Source organism: Mesorhizobium sp. LjNodule214, assembly GCF_964252735.1.
Taxonomy (GTDB): Bacteria; Pseudomonadota; Alphaproteobacteria; order Rhizobiales; family Rhizobiaceae; genus Mesorhizobium.
Map to the genome: position 1 here is coordinate 1,128,406 of NZ_CAXUPE020000002.1, position 14,554 is coordinate 1,142,959.

Genomic DNA, 14,554 nt, shown 5'->3' on the forward strand with positions numbered 1-14,554 from the left:
GATTAGCGGCATAAAAATCCCTGCGAGAGAGGGTCGCTCTTCTCGAAGTAGATGGTCTGGGTCGAGGTGATGAAGGCGGCGCCCTCGATCTCGACAATCATCGCGTCCCGGCCTTCGACCTGGGCGCGGCCTTGCAGGCGTGCCTCGAACGGAATGCCAAGGATGTTCCTGGCATGATAGGTCTGGTCGGGGCCGATCAGCCCCTTCTGCAGCAGATATGTCAGCCGTGCCGAGGTCCCGGTGCCACAGGGCGAGCGGTCGAACTTGTTGGATTCCAGGACAAGGAAATGCGTCGCCGAGTTTTCGCTGTCAGCATCGTAGAAGAGCACGCTCGGCGCGGTAGCGCCGGCGAACAGCGGCATGCCCTGCGTCGCCGCCTTGATCGCGCCCTTGATCCTGGCGCCGAGTTGCATCAGGGCTGACGCGCTGTCCGGGACGAGCTTCAATCCAAGCGAAGCCGCGTCCACCAGCGCGTACCACATGCCGGCATAGACGATTGCCGCATCGACCTTGCCTACGCCTTCGACGGCAACGCTCAGCTGCTCGAGCCCAACATAGCTTGGGACATTGGCGATCCGAACCCGATCGAGCGAGCCGTCTTCGTTCCAGTTCAGATGAACCGTGACGATCCCGGCCGGCGTCTCCAGCGTGAAGCTATCGCCGGTTTCGAAAGAGATCTGGCCCGTGAAGGCCAGCGTCCTGGCAAAGCCGATCGTGCCGTGACCGCACATGTCGAGATAGACATAAGACGAGATGAAAAACGCGCCATAGTCGGCGACTTCAGAGGCGACCGGCACCAGACCGACCATGGCCGCATGGCCGCGCGGCTCATGCAGCAGTGCCGAGCGCAGGTGATCGAGGTGCTGGCGGAAATGGTCGCGCTTCTCCCGTACGCTCGAACCTGAGAGTTTCGGAACGCCGCTGAGGATGACGCGCGTCGGGTGGCCGGCCGTGTGGGAATCGATGACGCTGAACGCTGACGAGAAGCTGGACACGACCTAGCCCTCTCCGAAGGCGTCGCGAATGCCGGCCCGCATGCTCTGCCAGATTTCCCGGATGAGGTTTTCGGTCATCGCCTTGGCGCTTTCGCCATCGCCAGCCGTGATCGCGTCATAGATGCGGGCCGTATCGTCGAGCGACAGCTGGATGATCTTCGGATCCTGCTCGTAGGCGTGGTAGCGATAGCGCAAAGCCTGCTTTTCCAGCCCGCCAAGCAGGCGCGTCAGCGTCTTGTTGCCGGCCAGCGTGTAGGTCAGGAACGAGCCGCGCACGTCGACGATGAAGAACTGCCGGGCATCGTTCCTGGCCTGGGCCTGCTTCAGCTCCGACAAAAGGTTCTTGAACTCCGCCTTCTTTTCGATGTCGGCGGATTCCGCCGCCTGCTTGGCAACCAGCCCTTCGAGTTCGATGCGGCATGTGTAGACCTCATCGAAATCGCGCTGCGACATCGGCGAAACCCAGATGCCGCGCCTGGCCTCGCGCATCACCAAGCCGTCGCGCTCGAGCAGTCTGAGCGCCTCACGCACCGGCGACCGGCTGACGCCGTAGCGTGCGGCGACCATTTCCTCGGTCAACCGCTCCCGCGACTTGAGGCGACCGAAGATGATCTCCTCCTCGAGCATCTCGGCGAGATTCTCCGGGATGGCGACTGACAATTTTTGGATGCGCGCTAAAATCATGTCGACACCATACTGTATACAATGTACAGGTCAAGCCATCACGGACATTTTCTTGTGACGTGCAATCTGCCGGCGGCTTCCCGCGTGCCGCCGGGCCGGAAAGGGCCAGGACATGTATCCAGAGACGATCGAGCTGCTGATTGACGGTGTGTGGTGTCAGGGATCGGACGGCAAGTCCGAACCATTGATCAATCCCGCCACCGAGGAGGTGCTGGCAAGCGTGCCGCATGCCTCGGAGGCCGATCTCGACCGTGCGCTCGCGGCCTCGCTCAAGGGCTTCAAGCTGTGGAAGACGATGACCGCGATGCAGCGCTGGGCGATCATGGACAAGGCGGCCGACCTGATCGAGCAGCGCAAGGACACCATCGCACGCATCCTGACGATGGAAAACGGCAAGGCGCTGGCCGAGGCCACGGGCGAAGTGCAGTTCGCCGCCGATGCGACCCGCTGGTACGCGGAAGAAGGCAAGCGCGCCTATGGCCGCATCGTCCCTGCCCGGCTGCCCGGCGTGCGGCAGATGGTGCTCAAGGAACCGGTCGGGCCGGTGGTCGCCTTCGCCGCCTGGAACTTTCCGGCCAGCAATGTCATCCGCAAGATTTCGGGCGCGCTGGGCGCCGGCTGCTCGATCATCGTGAAGCCGGCGGAGGAAACGCCGGGAACCGCCGTCGCCATAGCCCGCTGCTTCCATGACGCCGGACTGCCGGCGGGCGTACTCAACATCGTGTTCGGCGAGCCGGCCAAGGTCTCGTCCTATCTCATCGCCTCACCGATCCCGAGGAAGGTCTCGCTGACCGGATCGACGGCGGTTGGCAAGCTGTTGCAGAAGCAGGCGGCGGATACGTTGAAGCGCTGCACCATGGAGCTCGGCGGCCACGCCCCGGTCATCGTCTATGAGGACGCCGATCTCGACAAGACGCTCGATACGGTCGTCACCTTCAAGTTCCGCAATGCCGGCCAGGTGTGCACCTCGCCGACCCGCTTCTACGTGCACGAAGCTGTCTATGACCGCTTCATCGACGGTTTTGCCTCGCGCGCCGAAAAGCTCAAGATCGGCGACGGCCTCGACAAAAGCGTGCAGATGGGCCCGATGATCGCACCGCGGCGGCTCGACGCCATGGACGGTTTCGTCAGCGATGCAACGACGAAAGGCGCGACGGTCGTCACCGGTGGCAAGCGGATCGGCAACAAGGGCTACTTTTACGCACCGACATTGCTGAAAGACGTGCCGGACACGGCGCGCATCATGTCCGAGGAGCCGTTCGGGCCGATCGCGCCGACAACCACCTTCTCCACCTTCGACGACATGATCGAGCGGGCAAACTCGCTGCCTTACGGGCTAGCCTCCTTTGTCTTCACGCGCAATCTCAGCCTTGCCCAAAAGACCGAGGCGGCGCTGGACGCCGGTATGGTCGGTGTCAACCATATGATGGTGTCGACACCGGAAACGCCGTTCGGCGGCGTCAATGAATCCGGCTATGGCTCGGAGAGCGGCGTCGAAGGCCTCGATGCATATCTGCGGACAAAGTTCGTAACCGAGATGTAGGGGGCAGCAATCGATGGCAATCCTCGGTAGCCCACCATAAATCAAGGAATTCAATGGGATGTATGGTGGTTCGCCAACCTGAATTGGCTAACCGAGGCAAATAAACTAAGCTAACTTATTGATAAATAACGATAATGGTGGGCCAGCAGGATGTAACAGGAACGTTGATTTCATTGGATTTTTCGTGGGCCAAAATCAAAAGTCTGCCCGTATCGTCCCGCCACCGATGGCCGACCATATTGAAAACCACCGATACTGACGTTCGCTGATGGCGGTCATCTGAATGGCGAATTCGTCTCGAAGCAAAACAGTACGAAAATCCTGGTGCACAGCCATCCTACCTGCCCCTCAAAAGCCACGCTGGATCACGTTCAATACCGCTGATTCACTGACATTTTTGGGCTTGCGTACTGGGGGCGGCATTTTGCATATTGGGGGTGGTTCTTGTCGATCGGAGGCCTAACCGCCACCAATCCGCGAGGGCTAGCCGATCCCAGTTTGCAAGAGCCCTGCCGCATGCCAAGTCTCACCGACGGAGCCCTCCGCCAAGCCATCAAACGGGTGGAGAAGTCGGGAAAGCAGGTGAGCCTCACCGATGGAGAAGGCCGCGGTACCGGCCGCCTTGTGCTCGTGCTGAAGCCGATGCCGAGGCGCGTCACCGCCGAGTGGATGGCACAGCAGTGGCGCGATGGAAAGCGGTCCAAGGCGAAACTCGGCAACTACCCCTCGATGTCGCTCGCCCAAGCCCGTGAAGTGTTCAAGCGCGATTATGCCAACCTCATCCAGAAGGGCCGCAGCATCAAGATCGCAAGCGATAGCCGACCCGGAACTGTCGCTGATTTGTTCGAGGCTTACGTCCAGTCCCTAAAGGAGAATGGCAAGCCGTCCTGGAAGGAGGTCGAGAAGGGCCTCAACAGGATAGCCGACACGCTCGGGTCCAACCGCCCTGCCCGCGAGATCGAGCCCGACGAGGTCGCCGACGTCATCCGCCCCATCTATGAGCGCGGCGCCCGTGCCATGGCCGACCATGTCCGAAGCTACATCCGTTCCGCCTACAGTTGGGGCATGAAGTCGGAGCATGACTACCGCACCACCTCCCCTCGTCGCTTCAGCCTGGTCTACAACCCAGCCGCCGGCATCCCGACCGAGCCGAAGACCGTTGGTAGCCGCTGGCTCGACGAGGACGAATTCGTGCGGCTCTATCGCTGGCTGGAGTGCCCCGATGCTCCGGTGCATCCGCCCTATACACGCGCCGTGCGCATCATCATGCTGACCGGGCAGCGGGTCGAGGAGATCGCACGCCTCCATGTCGACCAGTGGGATGCGACTGAGGGGATCATCGACTGGTCGAAGACGAAGAGCAGCCGGCCGCATGCCATTCCTGTTCCCTCTCTCGCAGCGGACTTGATCGAGTCAATCAAGCCCAACAAGCATGGCTGGTTCTTCTCCTCCGCGATGGACCCGTCGAAGCCGGTCAGCCACGCCACGCTCTACAGCTTCATCTGGCGGCAGCGCGAGCGCAACGTCATCCCGATCGTCACGAACCGCGATCTGCGAAGAACCTGGAAGACGCTCGCCGGCAAGGCAGGCATCTCAAAGGAGATCCGCGACCGCATCCAGAACCATGCCCTGCACGACGTCAGCTCGAAGAGCTACGACCGCTGGAACTACATGCCGGAAAAGCGTGCCGGCATGGAAAAGTGGGATCAGTTCGTCAGAGCGATGCTCAGCAAGGATCGAGCCAGAAAGGCGGCCTAGCTGCAGGCGGCTGGGGCGTATCAACGCGAAGATTTGACCCGAAGCCGATCATATCCACCGCGACGTAGACGGCAGCTTTGCGCCGCATCTCGGTCATTAAAGTTAGCTGTGCCACTGCCTTAAAGCGGACATTACCGACCACCGCGCTGGAGGTCGCGGGTGCGCCATTCGCGGACGTTTTGTCCGGATTCGGACGAATGGCCGCTGTGTGCCTCAGAAGCGGACCTTCTAACGGCGCTCAATCGATGGACCCCACTCGGGTCATGAGCGCTCGTTGAGACGGTGGGCGAGAGCCACGGGACTCTCAAAGATGCCTATCCTCGCCAGCCCGCAGCAACGGCACTGACTCGTTGCAGTGTCTACGGGAGGGTGGTCGGCTCAGATATCTTGATTCTGTGGCAGCATCACCAGGTCACGGATGGTGACGTTCGGCGGCCGCGTGAGAACCCACAAACAAGCTTCGGCGACATCCTCGGACCGGAGACCCTCGCGCAACCCTGCGCGCCGATCGACCTCTGCAGGATCGGTCACGCCCCACAATTCGTTGAGAACGGTGCCGGGCGCCACCGCCCCGATACGAATGTTGTGCGGTGCGACCTGGCGGCGAACCGTGTGAACGAAAGTCTGCACGGCATGCTTGGACGCGCTGTAGACGGGCTCCCCCCGTAGGGCCTGATGGCCGGCGATGGAGCTGGTCACGATGATGTCGCCCGACCCTTGCGCAATCATACCAGGCAATACCGCTCGCACGCTGCGAAATACGCTGCTCACGTTGACGGCGAGAAGGTTGTCCCAGGCGCTGGGATCGCCTTCTGCGGCTTCTCCGGGAATATAGACGCCCGCATTGGCCATCAGCACATCGACACGACCGAAATGGGCGAGCGTTTCGGCGACCATCCGCTCGACCTCCACTGGCTGGGCAAGATCAATCGACAGGATGAGCGGCGCCGGTCCGATTTCACCAGCGAGCTTTTCTAGCTTGTCGGTCGAACGGGCGGCGAGGGCAAGTCTGGCGCCCTCCGCAGCAAACAGCCGCGCAATCGCTCGCCCGATGCCTGAGCTTGCTCCGGTCACGATGGCAACCTTACCGCGGATCGACTGATTCACGATCATACCCCTCGGTTGGACAACCTTGGATTTTGTCGCATGTGCCAGCTTGTCACGCCATCTAATCATGCTAACATTTAACTGTCCACGTTGGGCCGCCTTCATGGGAGTGAACGGCCTTGGCCTTTGCGAGCCCTGCCGCTTTGACGCACGTCCGACGCGGCTTGTCGAAAGCGGCGATGGTCTATGAGGACCTTCGCGCCGCCATCGTCGGGCTTACGCTCGAACCCGGCGCCCGCATCGACAAGAACGAAGTCTGCGCTAGGCTGCGCGTGTCGCGCCAGCCGGTGGCCGAAGCTGTGTTGCGTCTGGTCGAGGAGCGCCTGGTCGAGGTCGAGCCGCAGAAAGGGACGTTCGTTGCCCGCATCCGGCTCTCCGACATCGCCGAAGCGGCCTTCGTTCGCCGGGCCCTGGAAGTCGCCACCGTTTACAACATCGCTTCACAAATCGACGAAGCGACACTGGATCGTCTTGACCGCAATCTCGGCTATCAGGCGGCCGCTTTGAGTACGCAAGACTGGGACGAGTTCTATGCGCTCGACGTGCGCTTCCACACCATGTTGTTCGAGCGATTGGCCATGCGCCGCATCGCCGAAGCGGTCGAATCTACCCGCGCTCAGGTCGAGCGTACGCGGCGGCTGATGTTGCCAGCGCCCGGCCGCACTCCAGACACCTATCGCGAGCACCGCGCCATAGTGGCTGCGCTGAAGACTCGAGATTCACATAAATCAGCCGCCGCGATGGCCCGTCATCTCGACGCGGTCATGGTGGAGCTGAAGAAATTCGCGGCTCGGCACCCCAATTTGTTCGAGCCGTGAATAAGGCGCCTGGTCAGGCGCGATCGGCGAACCGGTTTCTCGGTGCGCCTTGTAGGGAGGAAGTGCCTTCTTGGGACATTGGACCGGATCACACAAAAGGAGGAACCAAATGGGACGTATTGGAAAGATTGTGAGCCCCCTCGTGGTGGGCGCCATAGGCGTTGCAGGCGTCTTGGCGATGAGCGCTCAATCGGCGGTCGCCGGCGAGTATGACGGGGTCACCATACGAATCCTGACGCGGCCAGGCCCCGTCATCGCCAAGCGCCTTGACGATCACGGCAAGGAGTTCACTAAGGTGACCGGCGCCACCGTTACAGTGACCGAGGTGCCGTTCGCCGAAATATTCCAGAAGACGCTGACCGACTGGGCGACCGGGACCAACTCGATTGACGTTGCCGTTCTCGCGGCGAGCTGGGTGCCGGAATTGGTCGACGGCGGTTTGATCGAGGACCTGTCGCCCTACATCGCCAAGGACGACAAGATTGATGTCGCGGACATTGCGCCGTTCTTCCGCGAATACAACCAGAAGGTCGCCGGCAAGACCTACACCATCACTATCGACGGCGACTTCCAGATGGCCTACTACCGCAAGGACATCCTCGACAAAATGGGCCTCAAGCCGCCGCGCACCTGGGACGAGTATCTTGCGGTTGCGAAGGCGACCAACGGTCAGGATCTGAACGGCGACGGCCAGCCGGATTTCGGCTCGTGCATGTTCAAGAAGCGCAACGCCCAGTCCTACTTCGCCGTTATGTCGTTCGCAGCCGCTTATGTGCAGACGCAGGGGACCGGTGAAGGTATGTTCTTCGATCCGGATACGATGAAGCCGTTGGTCAACAACGAGGCCTGGGCTGAAGCCTTCCGCATCTACAAGGCGACGGGCGAATACGGGCCGCCCGACGAAGCTAATCATGATGTCGGCGACACCCGTGCACTTCTCCAGGCCGGTCGTTGCGCGCAGGTGATCGACTGGGGCGATGTCGGCCCGCTGTCTATCGATCCCGCCGGCGCCGCGATCAAGAACAAGATGGGCTCGATCATCATGCCTGGCACCACCAAGGTGCTGGATCGCGCCACGGGCAAGCTCGTTGCCTGTGATGCCCAACGCTGCCCGCACGCCATTGACGGTATCAACTACTCGCCGTTCGCAGCTTTCGGCGGCTGGTCCGGCGTGATCAACGCTAAGGCGGACGACAAGGTCAAGCAGGCGGCCTATGACTTTCTTTCCTATTGCAACCAAGCCGCTCAATCGAACATCGACGTCACCATGGGTTGGACCGGCTACAATCCTTACCGCATCTCGCAACTCGAAAACCTCGCCCCTTGGATTGAGGCCGGGTTCACCGAGGAATCGGCGAACAACTATCTCGGCGCGATCAAAGCCAGCTTGAACAACCCGAATATGGCGTCCGATCTGAAGATTCCCGGAACGGCCGAGTATGAGGGTGTTGTCCTGGATCGGGAACTGGCGCGCTTCATCGCTGGTGAAATCACCGCGGAACAGGCAGTGGCCAACGTCGAAGCTGGCTGGGAGGAAATCACCGAGCAGTTCGGCCGGGACAAGCAGAAGGGCATGTACAAGGCCTCGCTCGGCATTACCAAATGAACAGTGGCTCGGAAGTGACCTCAAATATCGAGGCGTCGACACGTGGTCGGTCGGGGCGTTCCGTCCCGGCCGACCGGTCCAGGGTGACAGAGACGCGAATCCGCCTGAGTGAATGGCTGGACCGCCATTCGGGTCGGCTCTTCATCGCACCTGCAGTCTTCGCGATTTTGCTCTTTTCGGTCTTTCCGACGATTGCTTCCTTGATACTGGCTTTCTCTAGAATGCGTCTTGGTGGTGGCTCGTACACAGTAACCTTTGTCGGCCTGCAGAATTTCAGGAAGCAACTCTTCGGCAGCGACCAGTTTCATTTCCTCGGCACCTTCACGACTATGAGGCCCCTTGGTTGGGCGGTGACAAGCATCGTCGCGGCCCTTCTCCTATGGTGGCTGTATCGTTACGCTTCGACCGGCTTCAAGATCATCGGTTTTATCGGCCGCCTGATCTCGGCGAGTCTTGCCTTCGCACTTGCGCTTCTTTTTTCGGCGACGCTTCTCAGCGGCAATCCGTTCGGCACATTGGGCGTTACGATTTTCTACGTCTTGGTCGGCTGCACCGTGCAGTTCCTGATCGGTCTCGGCCTTGCGCTGCTCTGCGCCCAGCCTATCAAGGGCCGGACCTTTTTTCGGGTCGTCTTCTTCCTGCCATTGATGATTACGCCAATCAGCATCGGCTATACCTTCCGCATGCTGGCGGATACTACGAAGGGGCCCTTCGCGCCGGCGTGGCAATGGGTCGGACTTGGCAATTTCGCTTGGGCCAGCGACGCTTGGACGGCCCGCCTGTTCATCGTTGTCGGCGATTCGTGGCAGTGGATACCGTTTATTTTCGTCATCCTTCTCGCCGCCCTGGAAAGCGTGTCGCGGGATCTGGTCGAGGCCGGCCAGGTAGACGGCGCCAGCGGTTGGCAGATCTTTCGCGAAATCGCGTGGCCGCAGATCGCCCCCGTCGCGGCGACTGTCATGCTGATCCGCGTCATAGAGGCGTTCAAACTCGTCGACCTGCCCAACATCATGACCGCCGGCGGTCCGGGGATCGCAACCGAGTCGATGACGCTCCATTCCTTCTTCGCCTGGCGTGCACTTAACCTCGGCGATTCCGCGGCGATAGCTTATCTCCTGCTGTTCGTGACGGTTGTGATTTGTGTCTCCTTCTTCAACTACGTCGTCCTTAAGCGGCTCAGGCCAATATGACAGCACAAGGCTCACGGGCTTCCGCAAGGAGGTCATTTGCGTCGCGATGGTTCGAACCAAGGACTATCAGACATATGGCTCCCGCCACGGCCATCATCGTCTACGCTTTGCTGATCCTCTGGGCGGCCTTCGTGTTGTTCCCGCTCTATTGGGTTGCGATCACGTCGATCAAACTGCCCATCGACGTGAATGGCGGACCGGTCTATCTGCCGTGGATCGACTTCACACCTAGCGCCCATGCTTGGCGCGAGCTTTTCATCAACGATTTCGAGGATACGTCCAAGGCGTATCTGAACTCGATCATCATCGCGCTATGCGCCACCGCGCTTTGCGTGACAATCGGTTCGATGGCTGCCTATGGGCTCAGTCGCCTTCACTACAAACCGAAGTTCGGGGTGATAGCGATCTTCGTGCTGTGTATGGCGGCGGCTGCAATCGTCGTTGGGCGGTGGGGAGTCGACTGGCGGCTGTCGTTTACCGTCGCGGTAACACTCTTCTATTTCCTGGCGCGGGCGCTCGGACGGCATTTCAAGGGCACGCTGGGAAATGGCGACATATTGTTCTGGATGATATCGCAGCGCATTCTCCCACCAATCGTCAGCATCGTTCCCATTTACCTGATGTTCCAGCAGGTACGCCTGCTCGACACGCATCTGGCCCAGATACTCACCTATTCGGTCGTAAACCTGCCGATCGTCGTCTGGCTGATGCACGATTTTCTTCTGACCATTCCGACCGACCTCGACGAGAGTGCCCAGCTTGACGGCGCCACCCGCATCAGAACCTTCTTCGAAATCATCATGCCGCTGGCCGCGCCTGGCCTCGCCGCAACCACGCTGCTTGTCCTCATCCTTTGCTGGAACGAATATTTGATTTCGTTGGTTCTCTCGACCACGAACGCCCAGACGATGCCCATCCTTGTGGCGGCCATGAACGCCGGCGAGAAAGGCGTGTTGTGGTGGACTATGGCCGTGGTGATTGTGGTCATGATCATTCCGGTCATGCTGATGGCGCTGGTCCTGCAACGCTTCATTTCCAAGGGCATTCTGCTGGGTTCGATAAAGGGATGAGCGCGGTGAAAGAGAGTGGCGGCACAGCAATTCAGGCGCAGCGTCTGTCGCTGCGCGGGCTTGGTAAGTCGTTTGGCGCCATCAAAGTGGTCAGCGACCTCTGCATCGATGTAGCGCCCGGTGAGTTCCTGGTGCTTCTCGGGCCATCCGGCTGTGGCAAGACCACGGGGCTGCGCATTATCGCCGGGCTTGAAACCGCCGACACGGGGCAAGTCGTGCTTGGTGACACCGACGTAACCAACATCCTGCCGAAGTATCGTGACGTCGCTATGGTATTCCAATCCTACGCGCTTTATCCGCATAAGACGGTCGCCGAGAACATCGACTTTCCGTTGAAGGTGCGCGGCTTCCCGCAACAGGAACGCAAGATCGCCGTACGCGAAGCCGCGGCTCAGGTCCACATGGAAGGCTTCCTCGACCGATATCCTCGCCAACTGTCCGGCGGACAGCGGCAGCGTGTCGCCCTGGCGCGCGCGATCGTGCGGCGACCATCGGTGTTTCTCATGGACGAACCACTGTCCAACCTCGACGCGAAGCTGCGAGGATTCATGCGCGCCGAGCTGAAGCGTATGCAGCACGATCTTGGCGTGACGACGATCTACGTTACCCATGATCAGGTCGAGGCGATGACTCTTGCGCATCGAATCGCCATCATGGAGCAGGGCGTACTGCAACAGATTGGCACGCCGCGGGAGGTTTATGACCACCCGGCGAACCTGTTCGTCGCCGGGTTCATAGGCTCGCCGCCGATGAACTTCTTGCACGGGCGGATTGAGAACGACCGCTTTGAGACCTATGGGGTTAATCTGCCGGTTGCTGCAGTAAACGCTCCTGCTGTCGCGGCTGCCGTGATGGGGTTTCGGCCGGAAGATGCCTGCATTGTCGAACCGGGCAGTGGACTATTTGACGCCACTGTTTATGCCGCCGAGCCCACCGGCGATGTGACCCTGGTTACGCTCCTGGTCGGCAAAGAAAGCGTCTCGGTCAAGATGCCGAAGAACTACTACGTCGATTTCGACAGCAAAGTGGCGGTTCGGTTCCCCCTAGAGCGGGGCTTCTTGTTCGATGCAAATTCGGGGAAACGTCTAGCGCTGCAACTGGGATCGGCGTACTAGCCGGTAGCCGGTTTGCGCCGCGGTGTTCAATCCACTGTTGTCTCGGTTTTCATCCTCTCGTCGCGATCGCCACAGGATTCTGGCAGCAAGCTCAGTTCCGAATAAGTAGTGTTCCATCGCGCTGTAAACGAGTAAGCCCCCCCGAGAAGGAGTTATTGGAGGCTTCTCTACTAGATCAGCGCTCGCAAAGAGCAAGGGCGTTGATCGGAAGCGCGCCAAGCCCTGATCCGCACTGCCGTCAGCCTGGCGGTGGAGATCACCGCGCAGCGACACAGGGACGCGAGGTAGAAGGCGTGCCGCGCTGTGACCTGGTTTGAGATGACCGTCGCAATGTCCGCCTTCGCTGAAATTGCGGACTTACGGAGCTTCTCGGACGAACGTCACAGAAGGGTCAGTTAACGTCGATGCGTTTGGGGGCGCCTGAATGTCCGCTTCTCTAATTCCAAGCCTCGAAGCCGCAAGTCCGCTCCCGGCCCCAATCAAGACGCCCATTGCGTCGCTGCAAAGTGTCCACGTGCGGTGCAATTTTCCTGTTCGAGAATGACATGCTGCGTGTCAAGTCGGATGAGCACGAGTCATCCCCATCGGTCCGCCCTGATGCAACCACCAATCCCCTGCCCCAGCTCAACGCCCCCCGTTGGCTCGCTATGTCCGCCCACGGTACCTTGCTCCATCGTGTACCACCATGATCCAGCGTGATTGAGCGTGATGCACAACCATCCTACCTGCCCCTCAAAAGCCACGCTGGATCACGTTCAATACCGCTGATTCACTGACATTTTTGGGCTTGCGTACTGGGGGCGGCATTTTGCATATTGGGGGTGGTTCTTGTCGATCGGAGGCCTAACCGCCACCAATCCGCGAGGGCTAGCCGATCCCAGTTTGCAAGAGCCCTGCCGCATGCCAAGTCTCACCGACGGAGCCCTCCGCCAAGCCATCAAACGGGTGGAGAAGTCGGGAAAGCAGGTGAGCCTCACCGATGGAGAAGGCCGCGGTACCGGCCGCCTTGTGCTCGTGCTGAAGCCGATGCCGAGGCGCGTCACCGCCGAGTGGATGGCACAGCAGTGGCGCGATGGAAAGCGGTCCAAGGCGAAACTCGGCAACTACCCCTCGATGTCGCTCGCCCAAGCCCGTGAAGTGTTCAAGCGCGATTATGCCAACCTCATCCAGAAGGGCCGCAGCATCAAGATCGCAAGCGATAGCCGACCCGGAACTGTCGCTGATTTGTTCGAGGCTTACGTCCAGTCCCTAAAGGAGAATGGCAAGCCGTCCTGGAAGGAGGTCGAGAAGGGCCTCAACAGGATAGCCGACACGCTCGGGTCCAACCGCCCTGCCCGCGAGATCGAGCCCGACGAGGTCGCCGACGTCATCCGCCCCATCTATGAGCGCGGCGCCCGCGCCATGGCCGACCATGTCCGAAGCTACATCCGTTCCGCCTACAGTTGGGGCATGAAGTCGGAGCATGACTACCGCACCACCTCCCCTCGTCGCTTCAGCCTGGTCTACAACCCAGCCGCCGGCATCCCGACCGAGCCGAAGACCGTTGGTAGCCGCTGGCTCGACGAGGACGAATTCGTGCGGCTCTATCGCTGGCTGGAGTGCCCCGATGCTCCGGTGCATCCGCCCTATACACGCGCCGTGCGTATCATCATGCTGACCGGGCAGCGGGTCGAGGAGATCGCACGCCTCCATGTCGACCAGTGGGATGCGACTGAGGGGGTCATAGACTGGTCGAAGACGAAGAGCAGCCGGCCGCATGCCATTCCTGTTCCCTCTCTCGCAGCGGACTTGATCGAGTCAATCAAGCCCAACAAGCATGGCTGGTTCTTCTCCTCCGCGATGGACCCGTCGAAGCCGGTCAGCCACGCCACGCTCTACAGCTTCATCTGGCGGCAGCGCGAGCGCAACGTCATCCCGATCGTCACGAACCGCGATCTGCGAAGAACCTGGAAGACGCTCGCCGGCAAGGCAGGCATCTCAAAGGAGATCCGCGACCGCATCCAGAACCATGCCCTGCACGACGTCAGCTCGAAGAGCTACGACCGCTGGAACTACATGCCCGAGAAGCGTGCAGGCATGGAAAAGTGGGATCAGTTCGTCAAGGCGGTGCTCGACAAGAACCGAAATCGTAGGGCTGGCTGATGGCATTGGCGCAGCCGCCGGTTGCCCCCGTTGCTCGGTACTGCACTTGGTACAGCACGACTTCAATGAATTGTCGTAAATTATTGAATTAACACCGGTTTGTTTTGGAGTTAGTCCCATTTGATGCTGGATCAGTCTATCCGGCTGGTCGACCACGGCGGTCTGGCCAATTCGCCGATTACTGCGGCGCCAAGGGCGCTCGCCGCGTCGCATAAAGGCTGCCGATCAGTCACCCAAATTTAGGCCTGGTTCGCTGCTGGGGCGAGAGGTTGGCATTTCTAGCGCCTGCTGCGCAGCGGCCGCCGTCTCCGCTCCGCCCTCGACGTGAACGGTCGGCACAGCGATCTTGATGCTGTTCGTCGAGCCGGTGAACCGACGCGCTGCCGTTGAGCGCAGCCGATCCTGATGGCCGACACGCCGCGATCAAGCGCGGCGACGCGGCGTGGTAGAGCGTTTTTGGCTATACGCTAGACTAAAAGATGAAGGCGCCTTTGCCGCCCGACTGGGCGTCAAGGATCCGGTAGAC

11 protein-coding genes are annotated in these 14,554 nt (G+C 60.5%); 8 read left to right on the forward strand and 3 right to left on the reverse strand.

The genetic code is table 11. The features are described from left to right. Positions 1-2 precede the first annotated feature (2 nt). Positions 3-995, reverse strand: a complete 993-nt coding sequence (locus tag ACSQ3Z_RS19145; RefSeq protein WP_436172868.1) for a proline racemase family protein — start codon at positions 993-995, stop codon at positions 3-5. 3 nt (positions 996-998) lie between these two features. Then, a complete protein-coding gene (locus tag ACSQ3Z_RS19150) occupies positions 999-1,655 on the reverse strand; it encodes a GntR family transcriptional regulator (protein WP_436172869.1) in 657 nt (218 codons plus the stop codon). Positions 1,656-1,791: 136 nt separating this feature from the next. On the opposite strand from ACSQ3Z_RS19150, the gene ACSQ3Z_RS19155 reads away from it, so the two are divergent. Both ACSQ3Z_RS19155 and ACSQ3Z_RS19160 read left to right on the forward strand, forming a co-directional pair. After that, complete coding sequence (locus ACSQ3Z_RS19155; protein ID WP_436172870.1) at positions 1,792-3,222, forward strand: NAD-dependent succinate-semialdehyde dehydrogenase; 1,431 nt, start codon at positions 1,792-1,794, stop codon at positions 3,220-3,222. Positions 3,223-3,738: 516 nt separating this feature from the next. Then, a complete protein-coding gene (locus ACSQ3Z_RS19160) occupies positions 3,739-4,980 on the forward strand; it encodes a tyrosine-type recombinase/integrase (protein ID WP_436172871.1) in 1,242 nt (413 codons plus the stop codon). 378 nt (positions 4,981-5,358) lie between these two features. On the opposite strand, the gene ACSQ3Z_RS19165 is transcribed toward ACSQ3Z_RS19160, so the two are convergent. Then, positions 5,359-6,093 carry an SDR family oxidoreductase gene (locus ACSQ3Z_RS19165; protein ID WP_366511189.1) on the reverse strand — a complete coding sequence of 245 codons (735 nt, stop codon included), beginning with the start codon at positions 6,091-6,093 and terminating at the stop codon, positions 5,359-5,361. A gap of 173 nt (positions 6,094-6,266) precedes the next feature. Here ACSQ3Z_RS19165 and ACSQ3Z_RS19170 point away from each other — a divergent pair, with 173 nt between their 5' ends. The 6 genes from ACSQ3Z_RS19170 to ACSQ3Z_RS19195 all read left to right on the forward strand — a co-directional run bounded on the left by ACSQ3Z_RS19170 (position 6,267) and on the right by ACSQ3Z_RS19195 (position 14,028). Continuing rightward, positions 6,267-6,905: a GntR family transcriptional regulator gene (locus ACSQ3Z_RS19170; RefSeq protein ID WP_436172872.1), complete on the forward strand. Its 639-nt coding sequence runs from the start codon at positions 6,267-6,269 to the stop codon at positions 6,903-6,905. A 70-nt stretch (positions 6,906-6,975) separates the two neighbouring features. After that, on the forward strand, positions 6,976-8,511 hold the full coding sequence (locus ACSQ3Z_RS19175) for an ABC transporter substrate-binding protein (RefSeq protein WP_436172873.1): 1,536 nt from the start codon (positions 6,976-6,978) through the stop codon (positions 8,509-8,511). Further along, positions 8,508-9,701, forward strand: coding sequence for a carbohydrate ABC transporter permease (locus tag ACSQ3Z_RS19180; protein ID WP_436172874.1), 1,194 nt, complete (start codon positions 8,508-8,510; stop codon positions 9,699-9,701). The genes ACSQ3Z_RS19175 and ACSQ3Z_RS19180 overlap by 4 nt, the downstream gene beginning before the upstream one ends. 74 nt (positions 9,702-9,775) lie before the next feature. Further along, entirely contained in the window at positions 9,776-10,771 is a 996-nt protein-coding gene (locus tag ACSQ3Z_RS19185) for a carbohydrate ABC transporter permease (RefSeq protein ID WP_292450299.1), read from the forward strand. Then, entirely contained in the window at positions 10,768-11,886 is a 1,119-nt protein-coding gene (locus tag ACSQ3Z_RS19190; RefSeq protein WP_292450297.1) for an ABC transporter ATP-binding protein, read from the forward strand. Before ACSQ3Z_RS19185 ends, ACSQ3Z_RS19190 begins: the two co-directional genes overlap by 4 nt. A 900-nt stretch (positions 11,887-12,786) precedes the next feature. Continuing rightward, a complete protein-coding gene (locus ACSQ3Z_RS19195) occupies positions 12,787-14,028 on the forward strand; it encodes a tyrosine-type recombinase/integrase (RefSeq protein WP_436172875.1) in 1,242 nt (413 codons plus the stop codon). Positions 14,029-14,554: the final 526 nt, after the last annotated feature.